The organism is Streptomyces sp. ADMS (genome assembly GCF_033441795.1).
GTDB lineage: Bacteria > Actinomycetota > Actinomycetes > Streptomycetales > Streptomycetaceae > Streptomyces.
Window position 1 is genome coordinate 1 of sequence record NZ_JAVFVX010000016.1, and the last position, 23,558, is coordinate 23,558.

General features: G+C 71.0%; 20 protein-coding genes and 3 pseudogenes. 8 read left to right on the top strand and 15 right to left on the bottom strand.

The annotated features are described in order from the left end of the window. Positions 1 to 50: 50 nt before the first annotated feature. Positions 51 to 806, bottom strand: coding sequence for a class I SAM-dependent methyltransferase (locus RB628_RS10035; protein WP_318319981.1), 756 nt, complete (start codon positions 804 to 806; stop codon positions 51 to 53). Positions 807 to 882: 76 nt separating this feature from the next. Here RB628_RS10035 and RB628_RS10040 point away from each other — a divergent pair, with 76 nt between their 5' ends. The 4 genes and pseudogenes from RB628_RS10040 to RB628_RS10055 form a co-directional block, all read left to right on the top strand. Beyond that, the gene (locus RB628_RS10040; RefSeq protein WP_318319982.1) at positions 883 to 1,284 is read left to right on the top strand and encodes a nuclear transport factor 2 family protein; all 402 of its coding nucleotides are present in this window, start codon (positions 883 to 885) and stop codon (positions 1,282 to 1,284) included. 49 nt (positions 1,285 to 1,333) lie between these two features. Beyond that, positions 1,334 to 2,161: a class I SAM-dependent methyltransferase gene (locus RB628_RS10045; protein ID WP_318319983.1), complete on the top strand. Its 828-nt coding sequence runs from the start codon at positions 1,334 to 1,336 to the stop codon at positions 2,159 to 2,161. A gap of 256 nt (positions 2,162 to 2,417) precedes the next feature. Continuing rightward, a complete protein-coding gene (gene rho, locus RB628_RS10050) occupies positions 2,418 to 3,602 on the top strand; it encodes a transcription termination factor Rho (protein ID WP_318319984.1) in 1,185 nt (394 codons plus the stop codon). Between the two features lie 109 nt (positions 3,603 to 3,711). Then, positions 3,712 to 4,536, top strand: a pseudogene (locus RB628_RS10055) (D-alanyl-D-alanine carboxypeptidase family protein); the annotation flags it as partial. An 83-nt stretch (positions 4,537 to 4,619) separates the two neighbouring features. Here the strand turns inward: RB628_RS10055 and RB628_RS10060 are convergent. From RB628_RS10060 to RB628_RS10125, 14 genes and pseudogenes are all read right to left on the bottom strand, one after another. Beyond that, entirely contained in the window at positions 4,620 to 5,999 is a 1,380-nt protein-coding gene (locus RB628_RS10060; RefSeq protein WP_318320066.1) for a glycosyltransferase 87 family protein, read from the bottom strand. 5 nt (positions 6,000 to 6,004) lie between these two features. Continuing rightward, on the bottom strand, positions 6,005 to 7,414 hold the full coding sequence (gene mptB / locus RB628_RS10065; protein WP_412180628.1) for a polyprenol phosphomannose-dependent alpha 1,6 mannosyltransferase MptB: 1,410 nt from the start codon (positions 7,412 to 7,414) through the stop codon (positions 6,005 to 6,007). A 259-nt stretch (positions 7,415 to 7,673) separates the two neighbouring features. Next, entirely contained in the window at positions 7,674 to 8,621 is a 948-nt protein-coding gene (locus RB628_RS10070; RefSeq protein WP_318319986.1) for a glutaminase, read from the bottom strand. 149 nt (positions 8,622 to 8,770) lie between these two features. Continuing rightward, entirely contained in the window at positions 8,771 to 10,201 is a 1,431-nt protein-coding gene (gene aspA, locus RB628_RS10075) for an aspartate ammonia-lyase (protein ID WP_318319987.1), read from the bottom strand. A 64-nt stretch (positions 10,202 to 10,265) separates the two neighbouring features. Beyond that, positions 10,266 to 11,285: an asparaginase gene (locus RB628_RS10080; RefSeq protein ID WP_318320067.1), complete on the bottom strand. Its 1,020-nt coding sequence runs from the start codon at positions 11,283 to 11,285 to the stop codon at positions 10,266 to 10,268. A gap of 35 nt (positions 11,286 to 11,320) precedes the next feature. After that, positions 11,321 to 11,770, bottom strand: a pseudogene (locus RB628_RS10085) (L-asparagine permease); the annotation flags it as partial. 17 nt (positions 11,771 to 11,787) lie between these two features. Next, a complete protein-coding gene (locus RB628_RS10090; RefSeq protein ID WP_318319988.1) occupies positions 11,788 to 12,531 on the bottom strand; it encodes a FadR/GntR family transcriptional regulator in 744 nt (247 codons plus the stop codon). Positions 12,532 to 12,824: 293 nt separating this feature from the next. Further along, positions 12,825 to 12,917 (bottom strand): annotated as a pseudogene (locus tag RB628_RS10095) (undecaprenyl-diphosphate phosphatase); the annotation flags it as partial. Between the two features lie 81 nt (positions 12,918 to 12,998). Next, positions 12,999 to 13,355: a fluoride efflux transporter CrcB gene (crcB, locus tag RB628_RS10100; RefSeq protein ID WP_318319989.1), complete on the bottom strand. Its 357-nt coding sequence runs from the start codon at positions 13,353 to 13,355 to the stop codon at positions 12,999 to 13,001. Then, positions 13,352 to 13,771: a DUF190 domain-containing protein gene (locus RB628_RS10105; RefSeq protein ID WP_318319990.1), complete on the bottom strand. Its 420-nt coding sequence runs from the start codon at positions 13,769 to 13,771 to the stop codon at positions 13,352 to 13,354. Before RB628_RS10105 ends, crcB (RB628_RS10100) begins: the two co-directional genes overlap by 4 nt. Then, positions 13,768 to 14,229 carry a fluoride efflux transporter CrcB gene (crcB, locus tag RB628_RS10110; protein ID WP_318319991.1) on the bottom strand — a complete coding sequence of 154 codons (462 nt, stop codon included), beginning with the start codon at positions 14,227 to 14,229 and terminating at the stop codon, positions 13,768 to 13,770. The genes RB628_RS10105 and crcB (RB628_RS10110) overlap by 4 nt, the downstream gene beginning before the upstream one ends. 607 nt (positions 14,230 to 14,836) lie before the next feature. Next, positions 14,837 to 15,124 carry a winged helix-turn-helix domain-containing protein gene (locus RB628_RS10115; RefSeq protein ID WP_318319992.1) on the bottom strand — a complete coding sequence of 96 codons (288 nt, stop codon included), beginning with the start codon at positions 15,122 to 15,124 and terminating at the stop codon, positions 14,837 to 14,839. 208 nt (positions 15,125 to 15,332) lie between these two features. After that, the gene (locus tag RB628_RS10120) at positions 15,333 to 16,904 is read right to left on the bottom strand and encodes an arabinogalactan endo-1,4-beta-galactosidase (RefSeq protein ID WP_318319993.1); all 1,572 of its coding nucleotides are present in this window, start codon (positions 16,902 to 16,904) and stop codon (positions 15,333 to 15,335) included. Between the two features lie 116 nt (positions 16,905 to 17,020). Beyond that, a complete protein-coding gene (locus RB628_RS10125) occupies positions 17,021 to 19,042 on the bottom strand; it encodes a beta-galactosidase (RefSeq protein ID WP_318319994.1) in 2,022 nt (673 codons plus the stop codon). A gap of 318 nt (positions 19,043 to 19,360) precedes the next feature. On the opposite strand from RB628_RS10125, the gene RB628_RS10130 reads away from it, so the two are divergent. The 4 genes from RB628_RS10130 to RB628_RS10145 are packed head-to-tail and all read left to right on the top strand — an operon-like array spanning position 19,361 to position 23,527. Then, positions 19,361 to 20,677 carry an extracellular solute-binding protein gene (locus tag RB628_RS10130; RefSeq protein ID WP_318319995.1) on the top strand — a complete coding sequence of 439 codons (1,317 nt, stop codon included), beginning with the start codon at positions 19,361 to 19,363 and terminating at the stop codon, positions 20,675 to 20,677. After that, the gene (locus RB628_RS10135) at positions 20,674 to 21,597 is read left to right on the top strand and encodes a sugar ABC transporter permease (protein ID WP_318319996.1); all 924 of its coding nucleotides are present in this window, start codon (positions 20,674 to 20,676) and stop codon (positions 21,595 to 21,597) included. The genes RB628_RS10130 and RB628_RS10135 overlap by 4 nt, the downstream gene beginning before the upstream one ends. Continuing rightward, positions 21,594 to 22,499 carry a carbohydrate ABC transporter permease gene (locus RB628_RS10140; RefSeq protein ID WP_318319997.1) on the top strand — a complete coding sequence of 302 codons (906 nt, stop codon included), beginning with the start codon at positions 21,594 to 21,596 and terminating at the stop codon, positions 22,497 to 22,499. The genes RB628_RS10135 and RB628_RS10140 overlap by 4 nt, the downstream gene beginning before the upstream one ends. Beyond that, positions 22,496 to 23,527, top strand: a complete 1,032-nt coding sequence (locus RB628_RS10145) for a LacI family DNA-binding transcriptional regulator (RefSeq protein WP_318319998.1) — start codon at positions 22,496 to 22,498, stop codon at positions 23,525 to 23,527. The genes RB628_RS10140 and RB628_RS10145 overlap by 4 nt, the downstream gene beginning before the upstream one ends. The last annotated feature ends 31 nt before the right edge of the window (positions 23,528 to 23,558 follow it).

The following is a 23,558-nucleotide window of genomic DNA, read 5'->3' on the forward strand; positions in this document are numbered from 1 at the left end:
GACAAACCCACTGGCCACAAACCTGAAACGGTGACCCGCGAAGTCCGGGCCTAGACGGTCCGCGTCGCCACCACCATCCGGCAGCGCGGACTGCCGTCCGGGCGACGCCCGAACCCGGGCAGGGCGCAGGTCTCCACGTCAAAGCCGGCGTGCGTCAACTCCCTGCGTACGTCGGCCAGTCGGAAGGACCGGTAGTACATGACGAAAGGCGGTTTCCAGAGGGCGTTGCGCACTTTCATCGCCACGTCGAAGGCGAGCAGCGCCCAGTAGACGGGCGTTCCCGGGCGGGCCGGCGCCACGACGGGGAACGCGAACCGCCCGCCCGGCCGGAGTACGGAGCGGACCTGGCCGAACAGCCCCGGCAACTCGCCCGGGAGGAAGTGGCCGAACGCGCCGAAGCTGACGACGAGGTCGAACGCGGGGGCCGAAGCGGTGGACGGGGCGAAGGGCAGGGCTCGGGCGTCGCCGCGTACCAGGGTGACGCGCGGGCCGTCGGCCCGCTCCCCCGCCCCGGCCCGCTGCCGGGCCACCTCCAGCATGCCCGCGCTGATGTCGATCCCGGTGACACTCCCCCGGCACACCCGCTCCAGCACCTCCAGACCGGCGCCGGTGCCGCAGCACAGGTCGAGGCCGTCGTCGAAGGGCCCGAGGGGGCCGAGCGCCGACGCCACGGCGTCGAGGATGGTGTCCGGTGTGCGGAACGGGGTGTGGTCGAACTTCGGTGCGAGCAGGTCGTAGCCGCGCTCGACGGACGACAGCGCCTGCACGGCGAGTTCGCGGAGGGTGGGGCCTTCGGGGCTGAACATCGGCTCAGCTTAGGGGCGGTCCGCGGGCCGGTGCCTTGGACGCCCGCTCGGGCGGTTCACCCCTTAGGGTGAGCGGATGCGTGCATTTCGTGAGGCAGTGGAGGCCGGTGATCTCGACGCCGTCGAGCGGCTGTTGGCGGAGAACGTGGTGTTCACCAGTCCGGTCGCGTTCCGGCCGTATCCCGGAAAGGCGATCACCGCGGCGATCCTGCGCGGCGTGTCCCGGGTCTTCGAGGACTTCCGGTACGAGCGGGAGATCGGCGCTCCCGGCAGCCGTGACCACGCGCTGGTGTTCACGGCGCGGGTCGGCGGGCGCGAGCTTCAGGGCTGCGACTTCCTGCATCTCGACGAGGACGGCCTGATCGACGAGTTGACGGTGATGGTCCGCCCGTTGTCGGCCGCACAGGAGCTGGCGGCGGCCATGGGCGCCCAGTTCGAGCGGATCGCGCAGGAGGCGCAGGCCGCGGGGTCCGCCTGAGCAGCCGCGTCCGCACCCTGTCGGCGGCGCGTCCTGGTTGGATGACTCCATGACCGTCGACGAGCACGCGCGGATGATGCGGGCCAACGAGGCCAACTGGGACGCCCGCACCCCCGTCCATCTCGCCAGCCGTTTCTACGGCCTGGGCGAGGGCCTCGATCCGTCGCGCTGGTTCGCCTCCTGGGAGTGGGAGGACCTCGGCGCACTGGTCGATCGCGATGTGCTCCACCTCCAGTGCCACCTCGGCACGGAGACCCTCGCCTTCGCCGAGCGCGGGGCACGGGCCGTCGGGCTCGACTTCTCCGAGGCGTCCGTGACGGCCGCACGCGGCATCGCTGCGAAGGCGGGCTTCGACGCCACGTACGTGCGGGCGAACGTGTACGACGCCGTCGAGGCCCTGCGGCAGCGGCGGTTCGACGTCGTGTACACCGGGAAGGGCGCCCTGTGCTATCTGCCCGACCTTGACCACTGGGCGGAGGTGATCACCCAACTCCTGCGCCCCGGCGGCCTGTTGTACATCGTGGAGTTCCATCCACTGCTCAACTCGCTCGGCCCCAAGCCCCCTCCGGACGACACTGGTGAACTCCTGCTGCGGCACGACTACTTGGGCGCGCGGGGCGCCGTGCACCGCGATGCGACGTTCACGTACACCGACGGGCCGGCCGTGACGGGCGCGACCGAGAGCTTCGAGTGGACGCACGGAATGGACGAGGTCGTCAACGCGTTGATCGGATCGGGACTGACCATCCGGCGGTTGCGCGAGAGCGACGAACTGCCCTGGCCGCGCTGGCCTCGTATGGAACGCACGGCGTCGGGCTGGTGGCGTTTGCCCGAGCCGCGCATCCCGCTTCTGTACGGCCTCCTCGCGAGCCGCTGAGTCACAACTCCCAGTTCTGCTCGCGCATCGCATGGTACGGTGCTGGCAGCACTTGTGTACGCCCTGTTCCGGGCGCCGGTGCCAGTTCCCCTTCAGTTCGCTGACCCGCCCGTCGGTTTCCGACCGGCGCATCGGCTCTCCCGGTACCACCTCACCAGCGGCGGCGCAGTTCTGCCGTACCCGAGGTGTCGCTGTCTCCCGCCGCCCGTAGCGCGCTCGGCGCGCTCAGTTCTCGCGGCTTCCCCCTTCCTTCCGCATGCCTCACGCACGTCCGTCCGTGAAAGGACCCCGTCCCATGACCACCACACTCGAACACCCCCCTGTAGAACAGCTTCCTCCGGCCCGGATCGCGACCGGTGTCCTCGACATCGACGGCAACGGGAAGGGGTATCTGCGGGCCGCCGACAGCTGCCTGCCCACGCCCACCGACCTCCAGGTCTCCCCCGCGCTCATCCGCCGGTACGGCCTGCGGAAGGGCGACCTCCTCGCAGGCGTCCGAGGCACCCAGCGCGCCCTGACCGACGTCGGGCTGGTCAACGGCCTGACGCCCGAAGAGCTGCGCGGGCGTCGCCGCTTCGGCGACCTCACCCCGCTGCACCCGCGCGACCGGCTCCGCCTCGAACACCCGGCGTCCGGCCTCTCCGGACGTGTCGCCGACCTGATCGCCCCTGTCGGAATGGGCCAGCGCGGGCTGATCGTGGCCCCGCCCAAGACCGGCAAGACCGTGCTGCTGCAGCAGGTGGCGGCAGCTGTCGCCGGCAACCACCCCGAGTGCCGCCTGATGGTGGTACTGCTCGACGAGCGGCCCGAGGAGGTGACCGACATGCGGCGTTCCGTGCGCGGCGAGGTGTACGCCTCGACCTTCGACCGGGCGCCCAAGCAGCACATCGCGCTCGCCGAACTCGTCGTCGAGCGCGCCAAGCGGCTCGTCGAGGCGGGCGAGGACGTCGTCATCCTCCTGGACTCCCTCACCCGGCTGTGCAGGGCCCACAACAACGCGGCGGCCGCCGGCGGCCGCACCCTCAGCGGCGGCGTCGACGCCGCCGCGCTGCTCGGGCCCAAGCGGCTGTTCGGTGCCGCGCGCCTGGCCGAGGAGGGCGGTTCGCTCACGATCCTCGCCACCGCCCTGGTGGAGACCGGCTCGCGCGCCGACGACTTCTTCTTCGAGGAACTGAAGGGCACCGGCAACATGGAGCTGCGGCTGAGCCGCGAACTGGCGTCCCGCCGCGTGTACCCGGCCGTCGACATCAATCCGTCCGGCACCCGCCGCGAGGAACTTCTGTGGCCCCCGGCCGAGTTGACGACCGTACAGGCGCTGCGGCGGGCCCTGCAGACGCGGGACGGGCAGGCGAGCCTGGAGACCCTTCTGGAACGGCTGCGCGACACGCCCGACAACGCCACCTTCCTGCGGCGGATCCAGCCGACGCTGCCCCAGGAGTAGCCACACCGCTGGGTGCCCGTGTGCTCCCGTGTGCGGCATCCGGGTGTTCGGGCCCGCTCCTCGGCCCCGGCACCACGGCTTACGGCGGGTCCATTCCTACGTTTGCGGTATGACCATCAGATTCTCCTCCCGGATCGCCGCCTCATGCTGTGCGCTGTGCGTGACGGGCGTGCTGGCGCTCGCGCCCGTTCCGGCATCCGCCCGTACCGTTGCCGACCCGGTCACGCCGACGGCTGCGGACGCGCGGCTGCTGTACGGCTCGGGCACCCACGCCCGGCTCCGCCCCGGCGCACCCCGCCTCCCCCGGGACGTGTCCGCACTGTCGTGGCTGGTGGCCGACGCCCACACCGGTGAGGTGCTCGCCGCGCACAACGCGCACCGAAAACTGCCGCCGGCCAGCACGCTCAAGACACTCTTCGCCCTGACGGTGCTGCCCACGCTGCCTGCCGGCCTGCGGCACAAGGTCACCGAGGCCGAGCTGAAGGGCATCGGGGCCGGCAGCAGTCTGGTCGGCGTCGCGGCGGGGCGTACGTACCGTGTGTCCGACCTGTGGCGGGGTGTGTTCCTCAACTCGGGCAACGACGCCGTGCACGTCCTGGCCGCCATGAGCGGGGGCTGGCGCGACACCGCCGCCCGGATGCAGGCCAAGGCCCGCTCCCTGGGCGCCCGCGACACCCACGTGCGGTCGCCCGACGGCTACGACGCGTCGGGGCAGGTGTCGTCGGCGTACGACCTCGCGGTGTTCGGCCGGGCGGGGCTGCGCAACGCGGACTTCACCGACTACTGCGGCACGGTCCGGGCGAAGTTCCCGGGCGGGGGCGGCTGGTCGTACGAGATCCAGAACACCAACCGGCTGCTGACCGGCGCGGGCGGCGTCGAGCGCTACCGGGGTGTGGTGGGTGTCAAGAACGGCTACACCAGCAGGGCCGGCAACACGCTGGTCGCCGCCGCGCGGCGGGATGGACGCACCCTGGTCGTCACGGTGATGAACCCTCAGGAGGGCGGCGGATTCGCCGTCTACGAGGAGGCCCGCTCGCTGCTCGACTGGGGCTTCGGGGCCGCCGGCCGCGTCGAAGCCGTCGGCTCGCTGGACGCCTCACGGCCCGTACCGCAGGCGGGCCCCGAGGCGCCGGTGGCGGCGCCCGTGCCGGTGGCCGCCACCGTGACATCCGACAGCGGGCCCGGCTGGCCGGAGACCTGGACGATCCTGGGAGCGGCCGTGCTCGGCGCCGGAGCGGTGTCGCTGGCACTGCGGATCAGGGGCGTGGGACGGGTCTGATCCGCGCCGGCCACCGGCAGCCACAGCAGCAGCCCGAGGGTGACCCAGACGTAGGCGCTGCCGCCGACGAAGCCGTCGACGCCGGACGCGTCGTCGAACCACAGCCACACCACGCTCGTACACAGCACCGCGTACGGAACGGCGGCCACGCGCGCGTGCCCGGTGCGCAGCAGGACGGCGAACGACGGGAGCAGCCAGACGAGATGGTGCACCCAGGTGATCGGGCTGACCAGACAGGCAGTCAGCCCGGTGAGGGCGAACGCGGCCCACCAGTCCCCCGCCACGACGGCCCGCCGAGTCCGCCACGCCCAGACGCCGAGGACGACCAGAACCACCACCAGCCACACGGCACGGCTCGGTTCGCCCGGCGCGGCCAGCCGCGCCAGCACCCCCTGGAGCGACTGGTTCGAGACGTACGCCAGGCTGCCGATGCGCTGGGTGTCCCACAGCGCCTCGCTCCAGTAGAAGCGTGAGGCGTCCGGCGCGACCCACACCGCGAGCGCGGTGGCCGCACCGGCGACGGCCGTCGCGACCCCGGCCGCCCGTCGCCGCCCGCCGAGCAGCAGCAACCCGACGAAGAGCACGGGCGTCAGCTTGACAGCAGCGGCCAGCCCGATCCCGATGCCCGCCCAGCGCGCCCGGCCGGTCGTCAGCAGCCAGGCGTCGGTCAGGACGAGGGCCAGCAGTACGAGGTTCACCTGGCCGAAGCTGACGGTGTCGCGGACCGGTTCGAACAACGCCAGCGCGCAGCCGGTCAGGGCCCAGCCGTACCAGCCGAACCGGCGCAGCACCGGCCCGGCGAGCATCCGCACCACCGCGACGAGCGCCGCCAGGTTGAGCAGCAGCGCGGCGGTGATCGCGGCGCGCAGCCCGAGCAGCGCCATCGGCAGCATGCTGACGGCGGCGAACGGCGGATAGGTGAAGCCGTACGCCGTGCCGGGCACCCGGTAGTCGTAGATCCGGCCGCCGTGGTGGACCCAGGTGTCGACGGTTCCGTAGTAGACGCGCAGGTCGAACCAGCCGCGCAGCAGGGGCACCGTCGCCGTGAACACGGTGACCGTGACGGCGAGGGCGAGCACCAGGAACAGGCGTCCCCGGTCGGTGCGAGGCAGTGTCACAGGGTTCATACCGTGCTCTCCCGCAGGGGTGCCTGGGCCGCCTGGTGGGCCTGCCAGAGGACGACCACGGCCAGTGCGCCGCCGGAGACGGCCAGGACCAGTTCCCCGGTCCCCGCGGGCGCGCCGCTCGGCAGGGCGAGGAGCGCGACGACCCCGGTGACGGCCGCGAGCCGGTGGCGGACCACGGAACCGGTGCTGGGCGCCGCGGCGGCGATGAGGAACAGGGCCCACAGGGCGTACCAGGGCCGGATCGCCGGGCCGAGGACGACCACGACGGCCAGGCTGAGACCGAGTGCGTAGACCGGGCTGACGCGGGGGCGGCGCAGCCAGATGAAGGCGACGGCGAGGACGGTGACCGCGAGGCCGAGCAGATGCCAGGCCGGGACGGCGAGCGGCGCCAGATCGCTGCCGATCTCCCGAAGGGCGGCGGCCGTCGCACGGCCGAGGAGGCTGGTGAGGGCCCAGTTCTGGGGTGACACCGGGGTCTTCAGGGCGCCTATCCAGCCGTATCCGGTGCCGGCGAACGCGGTGGCGCCGACGGTGGTGGCCGCTGCCGCTCCCGCCGTGGTCAGTACCGCCCGCACCGGGCTGCGGCCCGCACGGATCTGCAGGGCCACGACCGCGGCGAGGCCGAGGAGGGCGGGTGCCTTGACGAGGGCGGCGAGCGTGACGAGCACGGCGCCCAGGACCGGCCACCGGCCCAGCGCCGCCACCAGGCCGATGCCGAGCAGCCCGAGCATGATGGCGTCGTTGTGGGCGCCGGCCACGAGGTGCAGCAGGACCAGCGGGTTGAGGGCGCCGAGCCAGAGCGCGGCGGCCGGGTCGGCGCCGCTGTGCCGGGCGAGGCGGGGCAGCGCCGCCGCCATCAGCGCCACGCCGAGCAGCGCGACGAGCCGCATGCCGAAGAGGCCGGCGGGGATCTCGCCCCGGGTCAGTCCGGAGAGGCCGGACGCGACGGCGAGGAACACCGGGCCGTAGGGGGCGCCGGTCTGCTGCCACACCGGGGCGACCTCGGCGGCGAGGGGGCCGCCGAGCAGGGCGGGGCCGTGTGTGTACACGTCCATGTGCGCCTCGACCATCGCGCCCTGGGCGAGATAGCTGTAGACGTCGCGGCTGAAGAGGGGCGGGGCGAGGAGGAGCGGGGTCGCCCAGATGGCGAGCACGAGCATCAGGGACCGTACGGTGGGCGGGTTCAGGCCGCGGACCAGTTGGCCGAGCATGGCCCAGGCTGCGATCAGGAGGACGACGCCGAAGTAGACGCCGACCAGGCCCAGTGCGGCGCGGCCGGAGGAGGGGGCGATGAGTTCCCGTACGGGGAGGGCTCCGGCGGATTCGCCTCCGAGCGCCAGGCATGCGGTGCCCGTCAGGCCGAGGGCCTGACAGCGGGGAAGGTTGGTCGGAGGAGCCTTGGCCAGCACTTGGGCAGCGTGGCAAGGAAGGGTGGACGGGGGGCTACGAGGTGCCCTCCGGGCGGGGGCCTGGGAGTTACTGGTGGGTGATCTCTGCGGGTTGGTCGTCGGGTGCGGCCCGGTGGGGGCTTGTCGCGCAGGTCCCCGCGCCCCTGCGGGCGACAGTGCGCGTCTCTTGAGAGCGACAGCTCGCGCCCGTCGGAAGCGACAGGCTCGCGCCTCTCGAAAGCCACCGGATTCCCGGCCGAGGACCCGCTTCGGCCGGTCAGAAGACCGACACTCCCGTCAGTGTCGTGAAGCGGTCCAGGGCCGCCACCCCCGCCACCGAGTTGCCCCTCTCGTCCAGCCCCGGACTCCACACGCACAGGGTGCAGCGGCCGGGGACGACTGCGATGATGCCGCCGCCCACTCCGCTCTTGCCCGGGAGGCCCACTCGGTAGGCGAAGTCGCCTGCCGCGTCGTAGGTGCCGCAGGTCAGCATGATGGCGTTGATCTGTTTGGACTGGCTGCGGGTCAGAAGGCGGGTGCCGTCGGCCCGGACGCCGTGGCGGGCCAGGAAGCCGGTGGCGAGAGCGAGGTCGGCGCAGGACGCCTCGACCGAGCACTGGCGGAAGTACTGGTCCAGCAGGTCCGGGACCGGGTTGTCGATGTTGCCGTACGAAGCCATGAAGTGGGCGAGGGCCGCGTTGCGGTGGCCGCGTCCGGCCTCGGAGGCGGCGACCTCCTTGTCGAAGGTGAGGCCGGGGTTGCCGGACTCCGCGCGCAGGAAGTCGAGGAGTGACCCGGCCGCGTCCCCGGTACGGGTGTGCAGGCGGTCGGTGACGACGAGCGCGCCCGCGTTGATGAACGGGTTGCGCGGGATGCCGTTCTCGTACTCCAGCTGGATCAGGGAGTTGAAGGGATTGCCGGAGGGTTCGCGGCCCACGTGCTCCCAGAGTTCGTCGCCCTCGCGGGCCAGGTCGAGGGCGAGGGTGAAGACCTTGGTGACGGACTGCGCGGAGAACGGCTGCCGCCAGTCCCCCACCCCGTACACCGTGCCGTCCAGTTCGGCGACGGCCATGCCGAAGCTGCGCGGGTCGCGGGCGGCGAGCGCCGGGATGTAGTCGGCGGGACGACCGCGGCCGGGAGTGCGCTCGATTTCCTCGGCGATGCGTTCCAGGACCGGCTGGAAGGTCGGGGGCGAGGGCGACGGAACAGATGCCATGATCGCCATTCTCCCTCCGGTCCGGTCCTGCTGCGCGTTCGTGTGTCTGAGCGGTCCTGATGAAGTCGGGTGCGCAGACGCGCCCCTCAGGGGCGCGAGGAACTGCGCGACCAGCCACGGCGGACCCACGGTTTCGATACCGCGCTTCCAGCCGAGCGCTACCGTGCCGCGCCGCTGCCCGCCACGATCTCGGGGCGCAGCAGGTCCGCGAGCCGTTCGGCGGGCAACAGGCCCTTCTCCAGGACGAGTTCCGCCACGCCCCGGCCGCTGACGAGGGCCTCCTTGGCGATGTCGGTGGCGGCCGTGTACCCGATGTAGGGGTTGAGGGCGGTGACCAGGCCTATGGAGTTCTCGACGCTCGCGCGCAGCGCCTCGGTGTTGGCGGTGATGCCGTCAACACAGCGCTCGGCGAGCGTGAGGCAGGCCGCGCGCAGGTGCGTGATGGACTCCGAGAGGGAGTGCAGGATGATCGGCTCGAAGGCGTTGAGCTGGAGCTGTCCGGCCTCGGCGGCCATGGTGATGGTGACGTCGTTGCCGATCACCTCGAAGGCGACCTGGTTGACGACCTCGGGGATCACCGGGTTCACCTTGCCGGGCATGATCGACGACCCCGCCTGCACCGGCGGCAGATTGATCTCGCCCAGGCCCGCGCGCGGCCCGGAGGACAACAGGCGCAGGTCGTTGCAGCTCTTGGAGAGCTTGACCGCGATCCGCTTCAGCACCCCGGACATCTGGACGAACGCCCCGCAGTCCTGGGTGGCTTCGACCAGGTTGGCGGCCGTGACGAGCGGGAGGCCGGTGATCGCGGCGAGGTGGCGGCGGGCCGACTCGGCGTATCCGGCAGGGGCGTTGAGGCCCGTACCGATGGCGGTGGCACCGAGGTTGATCTCGTGGATCAGCTCGACGGCCTCCGCGAGGCGGCTGCGGTCCTCCTCGATCATCACGGCGTACGCCGAGAACTCCTGCCCGAGCGTCATCGGCACGGCGTCCTGGAGCTGCGTACGCCCCATCTTGAGGACGTCGTGGAACTCGACCGCCTTGCGGGCGAAGGCGTCCTGGAGCACGGCCATCGCCTTGAGCAGCTCGTGCACCGCGAAGACGGTCGCGACCTTGACGGCGGTCGGATAGACGTCGTTGGTGGACTGCCCGAGGTTCACGTCCTCGTTGGGGTGCAGGTGCCGGTACTGGCCCTTCTCGTGGCCCAGCAGCTCCAACGCCCGGTTCGCTACCACCTCGTTGGCGTTCATGTTCGTCGAGGTGCCCGCCCCGCCCTGGACGACGTCCACCACGAACTGGTCGTGCAGCCTGCCGCCCCGGATCTCCCGGCACGCCTCGACTATCGCGGCGGCCTTCTTCGGCTCCAGCAGCCCGAGTTCCTCGTTGGCGAGGGCGGCGGCCTCCTTGACGGCCGCGAGGGCGTCGATGAAGTGCGGGTAGGCGGAGATGGTCATACCCGTGATGGGGAAGTTCTCCGTGGCGCGCAGGGTGTGGACACCCCAGTACGCCTCGGCGGGAACGTCACGGTCGCCGAGCAGATCGTGTTCGCTTCGGTGGACTGCGGCGGCGCTGCGCCGGGCTGCTGCGGTCATGGCGGTGCGGGCCTCTTTCGGGTGGGTGTCGCGGATGAGGGCGGAGGAGGCGGCGGGTGCGGCCTCAGGCGTACGTCGGTCCCACGGGAAGCGGGTCCAGGGCGCGTACCGGGCGGATGCTGCCGACCGGTTCGCCGCCGCCGAGCAGCGGTTCGCCCGCGAACCCGGTGAGCGCCGACGGGTCGACGCCGGCCCGGGCGAGTGCCGCCGCCGCGACCGGGACGCGGGCCCGGTTCGCGCCGTCGGCGATCTTCACCGCGACGGCCCGGCCGTCCGGCAGGGCGGCTGCCTGGACGCCCTCGAAGCCGTCCTTGCTGAGCAGCCCGGGTACGGCCCGCATCAGCGCGGCCACGTCCCGGCCGGAGCCGGAGGCCATCTCGGCGTGGTCGCGCATCGCGTCGGCGACCAGTGCCTCCGCGGTGTCGGGGGCGGCGGTGGTGATCCGGGCCGCGGCGCGGGCGAGGCCGTGCAGGGAGATGGAGAAGAGGGGGGCGCCGCAGCCGTCGACGGTCACCTGGGCGATGCGCTGGCCGGTGAGGTCCTCGACGATCTCGGCGATCGCCTGCTGGAGAGGGTGGCCGGGGTCGAGGTAGCTGTCGAGGGGCCAGCCGTTGAGCTTGCAGGTGTAGAGCATGGCCGCGTGCTTGCCGGAGCAGTTCTGGGCGAGGCGGGAGGGCAGTCGGCCCTCGCGTATCCACACGTCCCGGACGACCGGGTCGAACGGAAGGTCCCGCACGTTGCGCAGGTCGTCCTCGGCGAGACCGGCCAGCTCCAGGATGCGGCGGGAGCCTGCCAGGTGGCGTTCCTCACCGGAGTGGCTGGCGGCGGTCAGGGAGAGCAGTTCGCCGTCGAGGGGCAGGCCGGCCCTGAGCATGGCCACCGCCTGGACGGGCTTCAGGGCGGAGCGCGGATAGAAGGCCGCTTCGATGTCGCCCACCTGCAACTCCACCTGACCCTCGGCGCCGAGGACGACGACGGACCCGTAGTGGACGCCCTCGATGACCCCGCCGCGCACGAGGTGCGCGACGGGCGAGTGGAGGGGTTCGCGGATCGCGGGGGCGGCCGCGAGTGAGCTGGCGTACATGGCTGCGTGCACTGCTTCCTGCATGACTGCGTGGTTCATGACTGCGTGGTTCGCGCGTCGGCTCCGGCCGACCCGCTGGATTCGGTTGCCTCGGCGGCCTTGCGGGCCACCTGGACGCGGACGCCGTACCAGCCCGCGACCAGTGCCCCGGCGATCAGCGGGAGACACAGCACGGTTGTGCGGCCGGCGCCGCCGGCGTACATCAGGGCGAGGACGGAGGCGAGGAAGGCCGGCGGCACGAGTTCGGTCCACGGGGAGCCGGGGAGTCGGTAACCCGGCCTGTCCAGCTCGCCGTTCTCGGTCTTCCGCCAGGACACCAGGTGGCAGACCATGATCATGCCCCAGGTGGCGGGGATGCCGATCGCGGCGAATTTCAGCACGAACTCGAACGCGTCGACGGGGACGACGAAGTCGAAGCCGACGGCGAGCACGCAGAAGACGCCGGTGAGCAGGATGCCGCCGTGCGGGACCTGGCTGCGGCTCATGTGGAGGGATTGCTCGCTCACGCTTCGGGGCCGCCTTCCGGGGAGGTCTCTTCGGGGGTGTCCGGGTGCGCGGCGCCCACGATGTCGGTGAGGGTCGTGGAGACCCGGTCGAGGTGGTGGGACATGGCCTCCACCGCGTCGTGCGCGCTGCGGTCGATCAGCGCCTCGACGATCGCCCGGTGCTCGCGGTTGGACTGCTCACGCCGGCCGCCCAGCTCGTTCAGGAAGGCCGACTGCCGGGCCAGCGCGTCCCGGATCTCCTCGATCACCCGGCGGAACACCGGGTTCTGGGCGGCCTGCGCCACGGCCAGATGGAAGAGGGTGTCCATGGCGACCCACGCGGTGGTGTCGGTCTCGTGCTCCATGCGGTCCAGCAGGTGCGCGAGGTGGTCGAGGTCCTCGGGCGTGCGTCGTACGGCCGCGTAGCCGGCGACCGGGATCTCGACGTGCCGGCGGACTTCGAGGAGGTCACTGGCCGCGTAGTCGCCGAAGGTGGGGTCCTCGACGGTGCTGGACACGACGAAGGTGCCCTTGCCGGTACGGGAGACGGTCAGGCCCATGGTCTGCAGGGCCCGCAGGGCCTCCCGCAGCACGGGCCGGCTCACCTCCAGGCGCCGGCACATCTCGGCCTCGGAGGGGAGTTTGTCCCCCACGGCGTAGTCTCCGCGCTCGATGGCGCTCCGCAGATGACCGAGGACCGCTTCCATCGCGCTGACGCGCCGCGGCACCGAGCCACCTGTCTGGCTGTCTGACAGGTTCACGAGGTGATCCTGCGGGTGACGGGACGGGCCTGTCAAGGCGGGCGGGCCGAGCAGCCGATCCGGGCACGGTCGCACCCCCTGCGGGAAATTTCGTGGAACTCCTTTCGGGGTACCGCGAGCATGGAGACATGCTGAGGGTCGAACGGCTGGTCGACGAGGACTGGACGCGCACTCAGAGCGCTTCGTCTGCGCGCGCTGGAGGTGGACCCCGACGCGTTCGGTGCCACCTTGGCGGAGGAGGCAGCCAGACCTGAGGCGTGCTGGCGACGACGGCCCCTGGACAGCGCCTGGCTCTTCAGATGACCGGTAGACGAGACCGGCAGGAACTCGGTCACCCCCTCGACGGCTCCGAGGACGACGGCCTGACCGACGGAGATGGCGCTCATGGAATCCGGTTCTGCTGGGGAGGGGCGGGCTGCGGCGGGCCCCGTCCCACTACACGCCGGCAAGACCCGGGCGCCCTCCGCCTACAGCGCTCCGCCCAGCCATACGCCCGCGAAAGCGGCCCCGAGACCGGCCACCACGCTGAGCAACGCGTTGGCGGCGGCGAAGAGAGAGACCCCGTCCTCGACCAGCCGCAGGGTCTCGTAGGAGAAGGTCGAGTACGTGGTCAGCGCGCCGCACAGGCCCGTACCCAGGAGCAGCTGGAGGTTCGGGCCCGGGGCTGCGCCGGTGAGCAGGCCGAGGATGAGGCAGCCGGTGACGTTGACGGCGAAGGTGCCCCAGGGGAAGACCGTGTCGTGACGGGACTGGATCGTCCTGTCGGTGAGATAGCGGAGGGGCGCGCCGACCATTCCGCCCGCGATCACGAGCAGCCAGTTCACAACGAACTCTCACCCTTCTCGTCCGCTTCGCCCGGTTTCCCCTCGGCGCGGCCGACGATGGTGGTCCCCCCGGTCGAACGCCGTTGAGACCGAGGAAGGATGACCTCGCAGTCGTCGAGGATGACCAGTCCCTCGGTGACGAGTTCGTCGAGCTGCGGCAGGAAGGACCGTACCTGTTCCCCGGAGTCGACGATGACGATCGCGACCGGCAGATCCTCACTGAGGGAGAGCAGGCGCGAGGTGTGGATGAGGGAGGAGGCGCCGTAGCCCTCGATGCCACGGAAGACGCTCGCGCCCGCGAGGCCGGCCGCACGGGCACGGTGGACGATCTCCGAGTAGAGCGGCCTGTGGTGCCAGGTGTCGTGCTCGCCGATGAGGACGGTCAGGCGCAGGACGCTGCCGGTCAGCCTGGTCATCGTCGCCTCCGCTTCAGGACCCGTCGGGTCGCGGTCGCCGCGAGCGTCACGGCTGTGAGCGCCGCGAGGAGGGTCGCGGCGAGATAGGCGAGCCCGGTGCCGGGGCGGCCGTGGTCGGCCAGCTTCTGGATGTCGACGGCGTATGTCGAGAAGGTGGTGAAGCCGCCGAGCACACCGGTGCCGAAGAAGGGGCGGACGAGGCGGTGGGCGGCCCGGATCTCCGTGATGACGACCATGAACACGCCGATCACGGCACAGCCGACGACGTTGATCCAGAAGGTGGTCCAGGGAAAGCCCCCGGTCTGCGCGGGCCAGACCAGAGAGGCCGTGTACCGGGCGCAGGCACCGGTCGCGCCGCCGATCGCGACCACCGCGACGACCGGGGCCTGGCCCTGCAGAACGGGAGGGCGCGGCGGCCGGACGACGACGGTACCGGTGCGGGTCTCGGGGGCTGACATGGTCGTACGTCTCCTACTCGCCGGCGCCCGGACGTGCGGGCGCGCCCGTGTGCGCAAGTAGGGACCGTTGGCGGCGGTGCTGCCGCGGTTCGGGTACGGCGGGCCCCACCGCCGCGCCGCGAGCGGGGGATCGCGGCCGTTCAACAGGGTAACGCCGGGCGGGCGGCACTCGCACCCGGGTCCTCGACGGCTCGGGGCATTCCGCGCACCTGATCAGTCGGCGCTGAGGGCTGTCCGACGGGCGTCCACGACCTCGCCCGCACCGGCCCGGGCGTGGACCTCCTGCCCACGGTCGGCCCGGTTCACGTACGAGGGCCTGCCCCGGCCCGATCCCGATGAGCGTCCTGCCCGCCCGGCGCGGACGCGGCAACGGTGGAGGCGGCGTTCGCGGCAGAGCGACAGTTCCTGAGCCGGGTGCACGGGACCTGTGGAATCCGGTGCGGCAAAGCCCCCCTGACGGGGCGCGGGGAACTGCCCGGCCAGCCCCCACCGGCCGGCGGGTCACTCCGCACACCAGGTCACCCGGCACCACGGGCTTCCCAGCACCACGGACGGCTCGCGGCGCGCGAAGGCACCCGCCCAGCCGTCGGCGGACAGCCCTCGCCGGTTACCAGCCCTTCTCGAACATGCGGCCCACCTCGGCGATGCGTATTTCGTCGGGGCGGTAGAAGGTGCGCCAGCGGATTCTCTTCGTACGGACCACGCCGATGCCCGCGAGCAGACCCAGGTGAGTGTGGGCGACGGAGCGGGGGACGCCGAGTTTCGCGGCGACGGCCGCCGCCGTGACACCGTCCTCGACCGGATCGCCGTGCCGTTGGGGCGGGAAGTGCGCCGCCGGGTCCTTCAGCCACTCCAGGATCTCCAGGCGTTGGCCGCCCACCGGTCTCTTCAGCATCCTGCCTCCTCGTCCCGGTCCCCTGTGCCGCACTTCCCAATGTCCCGCAGTTGGGTCCGCCACGTCCGGGGCTTCGCACCTCTTGGCCGAGGTCCAACCCTCCCGATCACGTACGTGGGTTCGAGCAAGCCCTTGCGTGCCAACGCACAAAGGGCCCGGCCACCTCCCTCAGGCGGCCGGGCCCCGTCACTGCGGGCTCACTTCGGGCTCAGCGGTGGCTGAACCACGTCATCGCGGGGAGCGCCTTGTCGTCATAGCCGAACAGGGCCTGGTTCTCCCAGCCGTTGCCGGAAGACGGGTCCGCGGGGTCCCAGCCGTTGCCGTTGACCGCGGTCCAGGTCGCCTCCCAGTAGAAGACGCCGAGGCCGCGGCCGTTCGGAACGGCCTCCACGATGTTCAGGATGTCCCGGAACCAGGCCGACTGCCCGGCCGTGGACGCCGCGTACCCGGAGACGAGCTCACCAGTCGTGTCGATGATGTTCTCGTGCGAGTCCTTGCTGTCCAGACGGAAGGGGTAGGCCGTCTCGGCGACGAACACCGGCTTGCCGTAGCGCGAGGCCGCGTCGTCCATGGTGGTCTGGAAGTCGTAGAGCGAACCGTGCCAGTAGCCGTAGTACGACAGGCCGATCACATCGAACTTCACGCCGTTGGACACCGCGCTGTCGAACCACCAGCGGGTGCCCGACAGGTCGCCGCCCTTGGCCAGGTGCAGCGCCACTGTCGTGCCGGAGTTGACCGCCTTGACCGCGTCGTAGCCGGAGTTGAGCAGCCCGGCGAGCTGCGACCAGTTGTTGGTCGAGCCCTCGGACCACAGCATGCCGCCGTTGATCTCGTTGCCGACCTGGACCATGTCGGCAGTGGTGCCCTGGGACTTCAGGGCGCCCAGGACGTCGTACGTGTGGTTGTAGACGTCCGTCCTCAGCTGGCTGTACGAGTGCCCGGCCCACGCGGACGGTTTGCCCTGGACACCCGGGTCGGCCCAGGTGTCCGAGTAGTGGAAGTCGACCAGGAGCTTCATGCCCTGCGCCTTGATGCGCTTGGCGATGGCGAGGACGCGCGCCTTGTTGTTGTAGCCGTCGGCCGGGTTGACCCAGACCTTGACGCGCGCGTAGTTCATGCCGGAGCTCTTCAGGACGCCGAGCGCGTCGCTCGTCGTCCCCGAACCGGTCCTGTAGAGACCGCCCTTGGCCTCGCTCTTGGGCAGGGAGGAGATGTCGGCGCCCTTGATGGACAGCCCGCCCGTGCCGGAGGCGAAGGTCAGGTCGTCGACGTTGATCCAGTTGCCCGCGTTGGCATCGGAGTTGACACTGATCGTGCACTGGTTGTTCGTCACCGCGATCGGCACGACGATCCGGATCCACCCGCTGGAGGAGACGGGCAGGTCGGTGCGCTGCTCGGAGCTGCCGCAGTTCTTCAGCGCTATGTAGGCCGACTTCTGGCCGCCTCCCGAGCGCACCCACGCGGTGAGCTTGTAGTTGCCGTTGGTCAGCCCGGACAGGTACTGGTAGGTCTCCACCTTGTAGGCGGAGGCGGAGTAGTGGGACAGCCGGTAACTGCCGCTGCGGCCACCGGACTCCACGTACGAGGCGCCCGTGTCGCCGTACTCCGCCCAGCCGTTGGGGGTGGCCGCGCCCGAACCGTCGGCCTCGAAGCCGCCGTTGGTGAGGGTGCTGGCCGCCTGTGCCGAGGTGGCGGGCAGAGCGGTGAGCGCGAGGCCTGCGGCGAGCGGGAGCAGCAGGGCCTTGAGAGTGCGCCTGGGTGTGCGTCTGGGATGGAACATCGTCGTCCGTCGTCCCTTCGACGTGATGGGTTGGGGGTGTCCCTCCTGAGGGGCGGGAGGGGGCCCCTCCCGCCCGCGGCTCTCGTGGCGCGCACGGACGGAGGGGAACTTGCGGCTCAGCCGTCGAGTCGTACGACCCGGACGGCTCCGGCGGGCAGCGCGAGGCGGCCGGCGGCTCGTTCGCCCGTCAGCAGTTCGGTGCCGGGTGTTTCCAGGGGAACCTTGGTCTCCGACGCGGTGTGGTTGACGGCGAACAGATAGGTGCCCGACTCGCCGGTGCGGCGGACGAGTTCGACGTCACGCGGGAGGTCGGCGCGGGGCGCGAGATCGGCGTCCTCGGTGGCCCGGCCGAGCAGGGCGTCCAGGCCGTGCGCGTCGAGTCGCGTCGACACGTACCAGGCGGTGCCGTCGCCGAGGCGGTGGCGGGTGACGGCCGGCTGGTCGGCGGTGAGTCCGTCGGCGTACGTCCACACGGTCTCGGCGCCGCGCGGCACGACGAACTCGGTCCACACGTCACCGGTGAGTTCGGAGCCGTCGGGGCCGGTGATACGCACGGCGTCGCCGGGGAGCAGCGGCGAGAACTCCTCGACGGTCAGGCCGAGTACGTCGCGCAGGGCGCCCGGGTAGGGGCCCTGGTGGACGGCGTCGTGCTCGTCGACGATGCCGGAGAAGTACGAGACGACCAGGGTGCCGCCGTTCTCGACGTACTCCCTGAGGTTGTTCCCGGCGGCCTCCGTCATCAGGTACAGGGCGGGTACGACGACAAGGGGATAGGCCGACAAGCCGGCTTCCGGGTGGGCGAAGTCGACGGTGAGGTGGCGGTCGTACAGGGCCTCGTAGAAGGCGTCGGCGCGCTCGCGCGGATCGTGGTCCTCGCTGGGGCGCCACTGGAGGTTCTGCGCCCACCAGGAGTGCCAGTCCCACAGGACGGCGACGTCGGCGACCGTGCGGGTGCCGCGGATCGAGGCCAAGGAGTCGAGAGAGGCGCCGAGTTCGACGACCTCGCGCCAGACGCGGGTCTCCGTGCCGCCGTGCGGGAGCATCGCCGAGTGGAACTTCTCGGCGCCGCGCCGGGACTGGCGCCACTGGAAGAACATCGCGCCCTCGGAGCCCCGGGCCACATGGGCGAGGGAGTTGCGGGCCATCTGGCCCGGGGCCTTCGCGGGGTTGCGGGCCTGCCAGTTGACGCCCGAGGTGGAGTGCTCCAGCAGGATCCAGGGGGCTCCGCCCCCGACGGAGCGGGTGAGGTCGGCGGCCATCGCCAGGTTGACGTGGGTGCGGCGGCCGTCGGTGATCAGGTAGTGGTCGTTGGTGACGATGTCGACCTCGCGGCCCCAGGCCCAGTAGTCGACGGAGTCGCACTGGCTGAGCGCGGTCATGAAGTTCGTGGTGACCGGGACGCCGGGCGAGAGCCGGTGCAGGATGTCCCGCTCCCTCACGAAGTTCTCGCGCATGGTGGCGTCGGCGAACCGCTTGTAGTCCAGCGCCTGGCCGGGGTTGCCGACCGTGGGCGTGGCACGCGGCGGGTTGATCTGCTCGAGGGTCGTATACCGCTGGCCCCAGAAGGCGGTTCCCCAGGCCTCGTTGACGCCGTCGACCGTCTCGTACGCCGTCGCCAGCCAGCGGCGGAAGTGGGCGGCGCAGGACTCGCAGTAGCAGGCCGAGACCGGGACGCCGTACTCGTTGTGCACGTGCCACATGGCGAGCGCCGGGTGGGCGCCGTAGCGCTCGGCGAGCTTCGTGGTGATGTTGGCGGCGGCGGCGCGGTAGTCCGCGTTGCTGTGGCAGATCGCGGCGCGGGAGCCGAACTCGTAGCGCACACCCTCGGGGGTGACGGGCAGCGCGTCCGGGTGCTCGCGGTAGAACCAGGCGGGCGGCGCCACCGTGGGCGTTCCGAGGTCGGCGCGGATGCCGTTCTCGTGCAGGAGGTCCAGCAGACGGTCGAGCCAGCCGAAGTCGTACACCCCGGGTGCGGTCTCCAGCAGGGCCCAGGAGAAAATTCCGACGCTGACCATCGTGACGCCGGCCTCGCGCATCAGCCGGACGTCCTCCTGCCAGACGCTTTCCGGCCACTGCTCGGGGTTGTAGTCCCCGCCGAAGGCCAGCCTGGTGAGGCCCGTGGGGGTGGTCTCCGGCATGGAATGTCTCCCGGTTGGTCGGTCACTGTGGAACATATTGGGAACGTGCACACACAGCATTCGCGGTGCGGGGCCCAGATAACCGCACGGCAACAACCATTGACAAGTGTCCAGTGTGTTTCTCTACTGTGAACGCTCACAGAAGCACCGCGAGCGAGCCGGAGGGGCGCGCCAGGTGTCGGGGTGGGAGCGCGCGGAGGCCCGAAGGGCTGAGCACGCCCCCGGCACCGGCCGAGGCGCCTCGGAGGTGAGCCGCGCAGGAAGCACAGCGGGTTCTCGCAGCAGGCGAGGCCCTTCCAGGTCAGGGGAGAACTTTCCATGCCGAACACGAAGCAGTGGCGCCTCGTGGCAACCGCAGTCGCCGTCACGCTCGGCGCCACCACACTCGCCGCCTGCGGGTCCGACGACGACAGCGACGCCCAGTCGGGCCCGGTGTCGCTGACGTACTGGACCTGGACGCCCGGCATGGACAAGGTCGTCGACCTGTGGAACGAGGGACCGGGCAAGGAGCAGCAGATCACCGTCACGGTGAAGAAGCAGGCCTCCGGCGACACCCTGGTCACCAAGATCCTCACCGCGCACAAGGCCAAGAAGGCGCCGGACCTGGTGCAGGCCGAGTACCAGGCGCTGCCGACGCTGGTCAGCAATGACGCGCTCGCGGACATCTCGGGTGACGTCGGCGACGCGAAGAACGACTTCGCCGAGGGTGTCTGGCAGCAGACGACACTGGGCACGGACGCCGTGTACGCGGTGCCGCAGGACATCGGGCCGATGATGTTCTACTACCGCGAGGACCTGTTCGAGCAGTACGGCCTGAAGGTCCCGACCACCTGGGCCGAGTTCGCCGAGACGGCCCGGGCGCTGAAGAGGAAGGCCCCGGACAAGGACCTCACCACCTTCTCCGCCAACGACTCCGGTCTCTTCGCGGGCCTCGCCCAGCAGGCCGGCGCCAAGTGGTGGACCACCACCGGCGAGCAGTGGAAGGTCGGGATCGACGACGCGGCGACCCAGAAGGTCGCCGACTTCTGGGGCGACCTCGTCAAGGAGGACGCCATCGACAACCAGCCGATGTACACCCCGGCCTGGAACAAGGCACTCAACACCGGCAAGCAGATCGCGTGGGTCAGCGCGGTGTGGGCACCGGGCACACTGACGACGGCCGCGCCGGACACCAAGGGCAAGTGGGCCATGGCCCCGCTCCCCCAGTGGTCGCTGAGCGAGGACGTGACGGGCAGCTGGGGCGGCTCCTCGACGGCCGTCACCACCGACTCGGGCCACAAGTCGGCCGCCGCGAAGTTCGCCGCCTGGCTGAACACCGACCGTGACGCGCTGGCCGCGCTCGCGAAGGAGGGCGGGATCTACCCGGCCGCCACGGGCGCCCAGCTCAGCGGCGCGTTCGTCAAGTCGCCCGACTTCTTCTCGAACCAGTCGGACTTCTACACCCAGGCCGCCGAGATCGCGAAGACCACGGCGCCTTCCGCGTGGGGCCCGAACGTGAACGTGGCGTACACCTCGTTCAAGGACTCGTTCGCCTCGGCCGCGAAGAACAAGTCGGACTTCGGTGCCGCCCTCAGGACGGTGCAGGACGCCACGGTCGCCGACCTGAAGAAGCAGGGCTTCGGGGTCGCGGAGTGACCAGTGCACGCCGGAGGTCGTACGGGGTCAAGGGGGCCCCGTACGCCTTCCTCCTTCCCGCGGTGATCCTGTTCGCCCTCTTCTTCGCACTGCCCATCGGTTACGCGCTCTGGCTGAGCCTGCACAAGGTGAAGGTCTCCGGCCTGGGTCTCGGCTCCGGGGCGCGGAAAGAGGTCTGGGCGGGCATCGGGAACTACACCGACGCCCTCACCGACAACGAGCTGCTGGACGGCGCGCTGCGCGTGGCCGGCTACGGTGCGATCGTGGTCCCGGTGATGCTGGGTCTCGCCCTGGTCTTCGCGCTGATGCTCGATGCGGACAAGGTGCGGCTCGCACCCTTCACCCGGCTCGCGATCTTCCTGCCGTACGCCATCCCCGGCGTCGTGGCCGCGCTGCTCTGGGGTTTTCTGTACCTTCCGGACGTCAGCCCGTTCTATTTCGTCCTCGACAAGCTGGGGATGCCGCAGCCCGACCTGCTCGACGGCGGTCCGCTGTACCTCGCGCTCTCCAACATCGCGGTGTGGGGCGGTACCGGCTTCAACATGATCGTCATCTACACCTCGCTGCGGTCGATCCCGGCCGAGGTGTACGAGGCGGCGAAGCTGGACGGCGCCACCCCGCTGCAGATCGCGCTCAGGATCAAGATTCCGATGGTCGCGCCCTCGCTGGTGCTGACCTTCTTCTTCTCGATCATCGCGACGCTCCAGGTGTTCAGCGAGCCGACCACCCTCAAGCCCCTCACCAACTCCGTGTCCACGACGTGGAGTCCGCTGATGAAGGTGTACCAGGACGCCTTCGGCAAGGGCGACATCTACTCGGCCGCGGCCGAGGCAACGATCATCGCGATCGTCACGCTCGTCCTGTCGTTCGGCTTCCTGCGGGCCGCGAACTCCCGGAACAAGCAGGAGGCAGCACGATGAGTTCTCTTGCCGCGGGCAAGGCGGAAGCGGCCACGGGCACCAGGCCCGGCACCGCGCAGCGCCCTCCGCTGCGCAGCCGGATCGCCCTGGTCCCGACGATCACGCTCCTGCTGGGTGCCCTGTACTGCCTGCTGCCGGTCGCGTGGGTGGTGATCGCGGCGACGAAGTCGGGCAGTGAGCTGTTCTCCACGTTCACGTTCCTGCCCGGCAGCGGCCTCACGGACAACGTGAAGGAGCTGAGCGCCTACCGCGACGGCGTCTACTGGAAGTGGATGGGCAACTCGGCCCTCTACGCCGGCCTGGGCGCTCTCCTGTCGACGGCCGTCTCCGCGATCAGCGGTTACGCGCTAGCGGTCTACCGCTTCCGCGGCCGGGAGACGGTCTTCAGCATCCTGATGGCGGGCGTGCTGATGCCGCCGGTGATCCTCGCGATCCCTCAGTACCTGCTGCTGGCGAAGGCCGACATCACGGACTCCTACGCGTCCGTGCTGCTGCCGCTGGTCCTCTCCCCGTACGGCATCTACCTCGCGCGGATCTACGCCGCCGCGGCGGTGCCGGCCGACGTGGTCGAGGCCGGGCGGATGGACGGCGCGGGTGAGTGGCGCATCTTCACCAGGGTCGCGCTCCCGATGATGATCCCGGGCCTCGTGACGGTGTTCCTGTTCCAGTTCGTGGCCGTGTGGAACAACTTCCTGCTCCCCTACATCATGCTCAGCGACGACGAGAAGTTCCCGATCACACTGGGTCTGTTCACCCTTCTCGAACAGGGAGCGGCCACCCCGGCCCTCTACACACTGGTGATCACGGGCGCGTTCCTGGCGGTCCTTCCGCTGATCGCGCTGTTCCTGGTCATCCAGCGGTTCTGGAGCCTCGACCTGCTGTCCGGAGCCGTAAAGTCATGACCATGAGCAATACCGGGGGCCGGCGCAAACCGCCGACGATCCACGACGTGGCGCGCGAGGCGGGCGTCTCACGAGGCACCGTCTCGCGCGTGCTCAACGGCGGGCACTACGTCAGCCCGACCGCCCAGGAGGCGGTGAACGCCGCGATCCGCAAAACGGGTTACGTGGTGAACCGTCACGCCCGCTCGCTCATCACCGGCCGTTCCGACTCGATCGGCTTTCTGCTGACGGAGCCTCAGGAGCGGTTCTTCGAGGACCCCAACTTCAATGTCCTGCTGCGGGGTTGCACCCAGGCACTGGCGGCGCACGACATCCCGCTGCTGCTGATGCTGGCGGGCACGGAGGACGAACGGCGCCGGATCACGCGTTACATCACCGCCGGTCATGTCGACGGGGTGCTGCTGGTCTCCAGCCACTCCGGTGACCCGGTCGCGCAGGAGCTGTGCGAGGCGGGCGTACCGCTGGTCGCGTGCGGCAAACCGATCGGCCTCGGCTCCAGGGTGAGTTACGTGGCGGCGGCGGACCGCGACGGCGCCCGGGACATGGTCCGCCACCTCCTCTCCCTGGGCCGCCGCCGCGTCGGCGTCGTCACGGGCCCGCTCGACACCCCGGGCGGCGTGGAACGCCTCGCCGGCTACCGCGAGGTCCTGGCCGAGGCGGGCATCGAACACGACGACCGCCTCGTCGTCTCCGGCGACTACAGCCGGGCCAGCGGCGAGGCGGGCGCGGAACGGCTGCTGGCCCGGCGCCCGGACCTGGACGCCGTGTTCGTCGCGTCCGACCTGATGGCACAGGGCGTTCTGACGGCACTGGAGCGCGCGGGACGGACCGTACCCGGGGACGTGTCGGTGGGCGGCTTCGACGACTCCTCGGCAGCCCTGGCCGCCCGCCCCCAGCTGACGACCATCCGGCAGCCCTACGACCGGATCAGCGCCGAGATGGTCCGGGTGCTGCTCGCACAGATCGGCGGCGAGGATCCGGCCGCGGTGATTCTGCCCACCGAGCTGATCAAGCGGGGGTCTGCCTGAGCCGGCCGTCACACCACCTCGGGCACGCCGG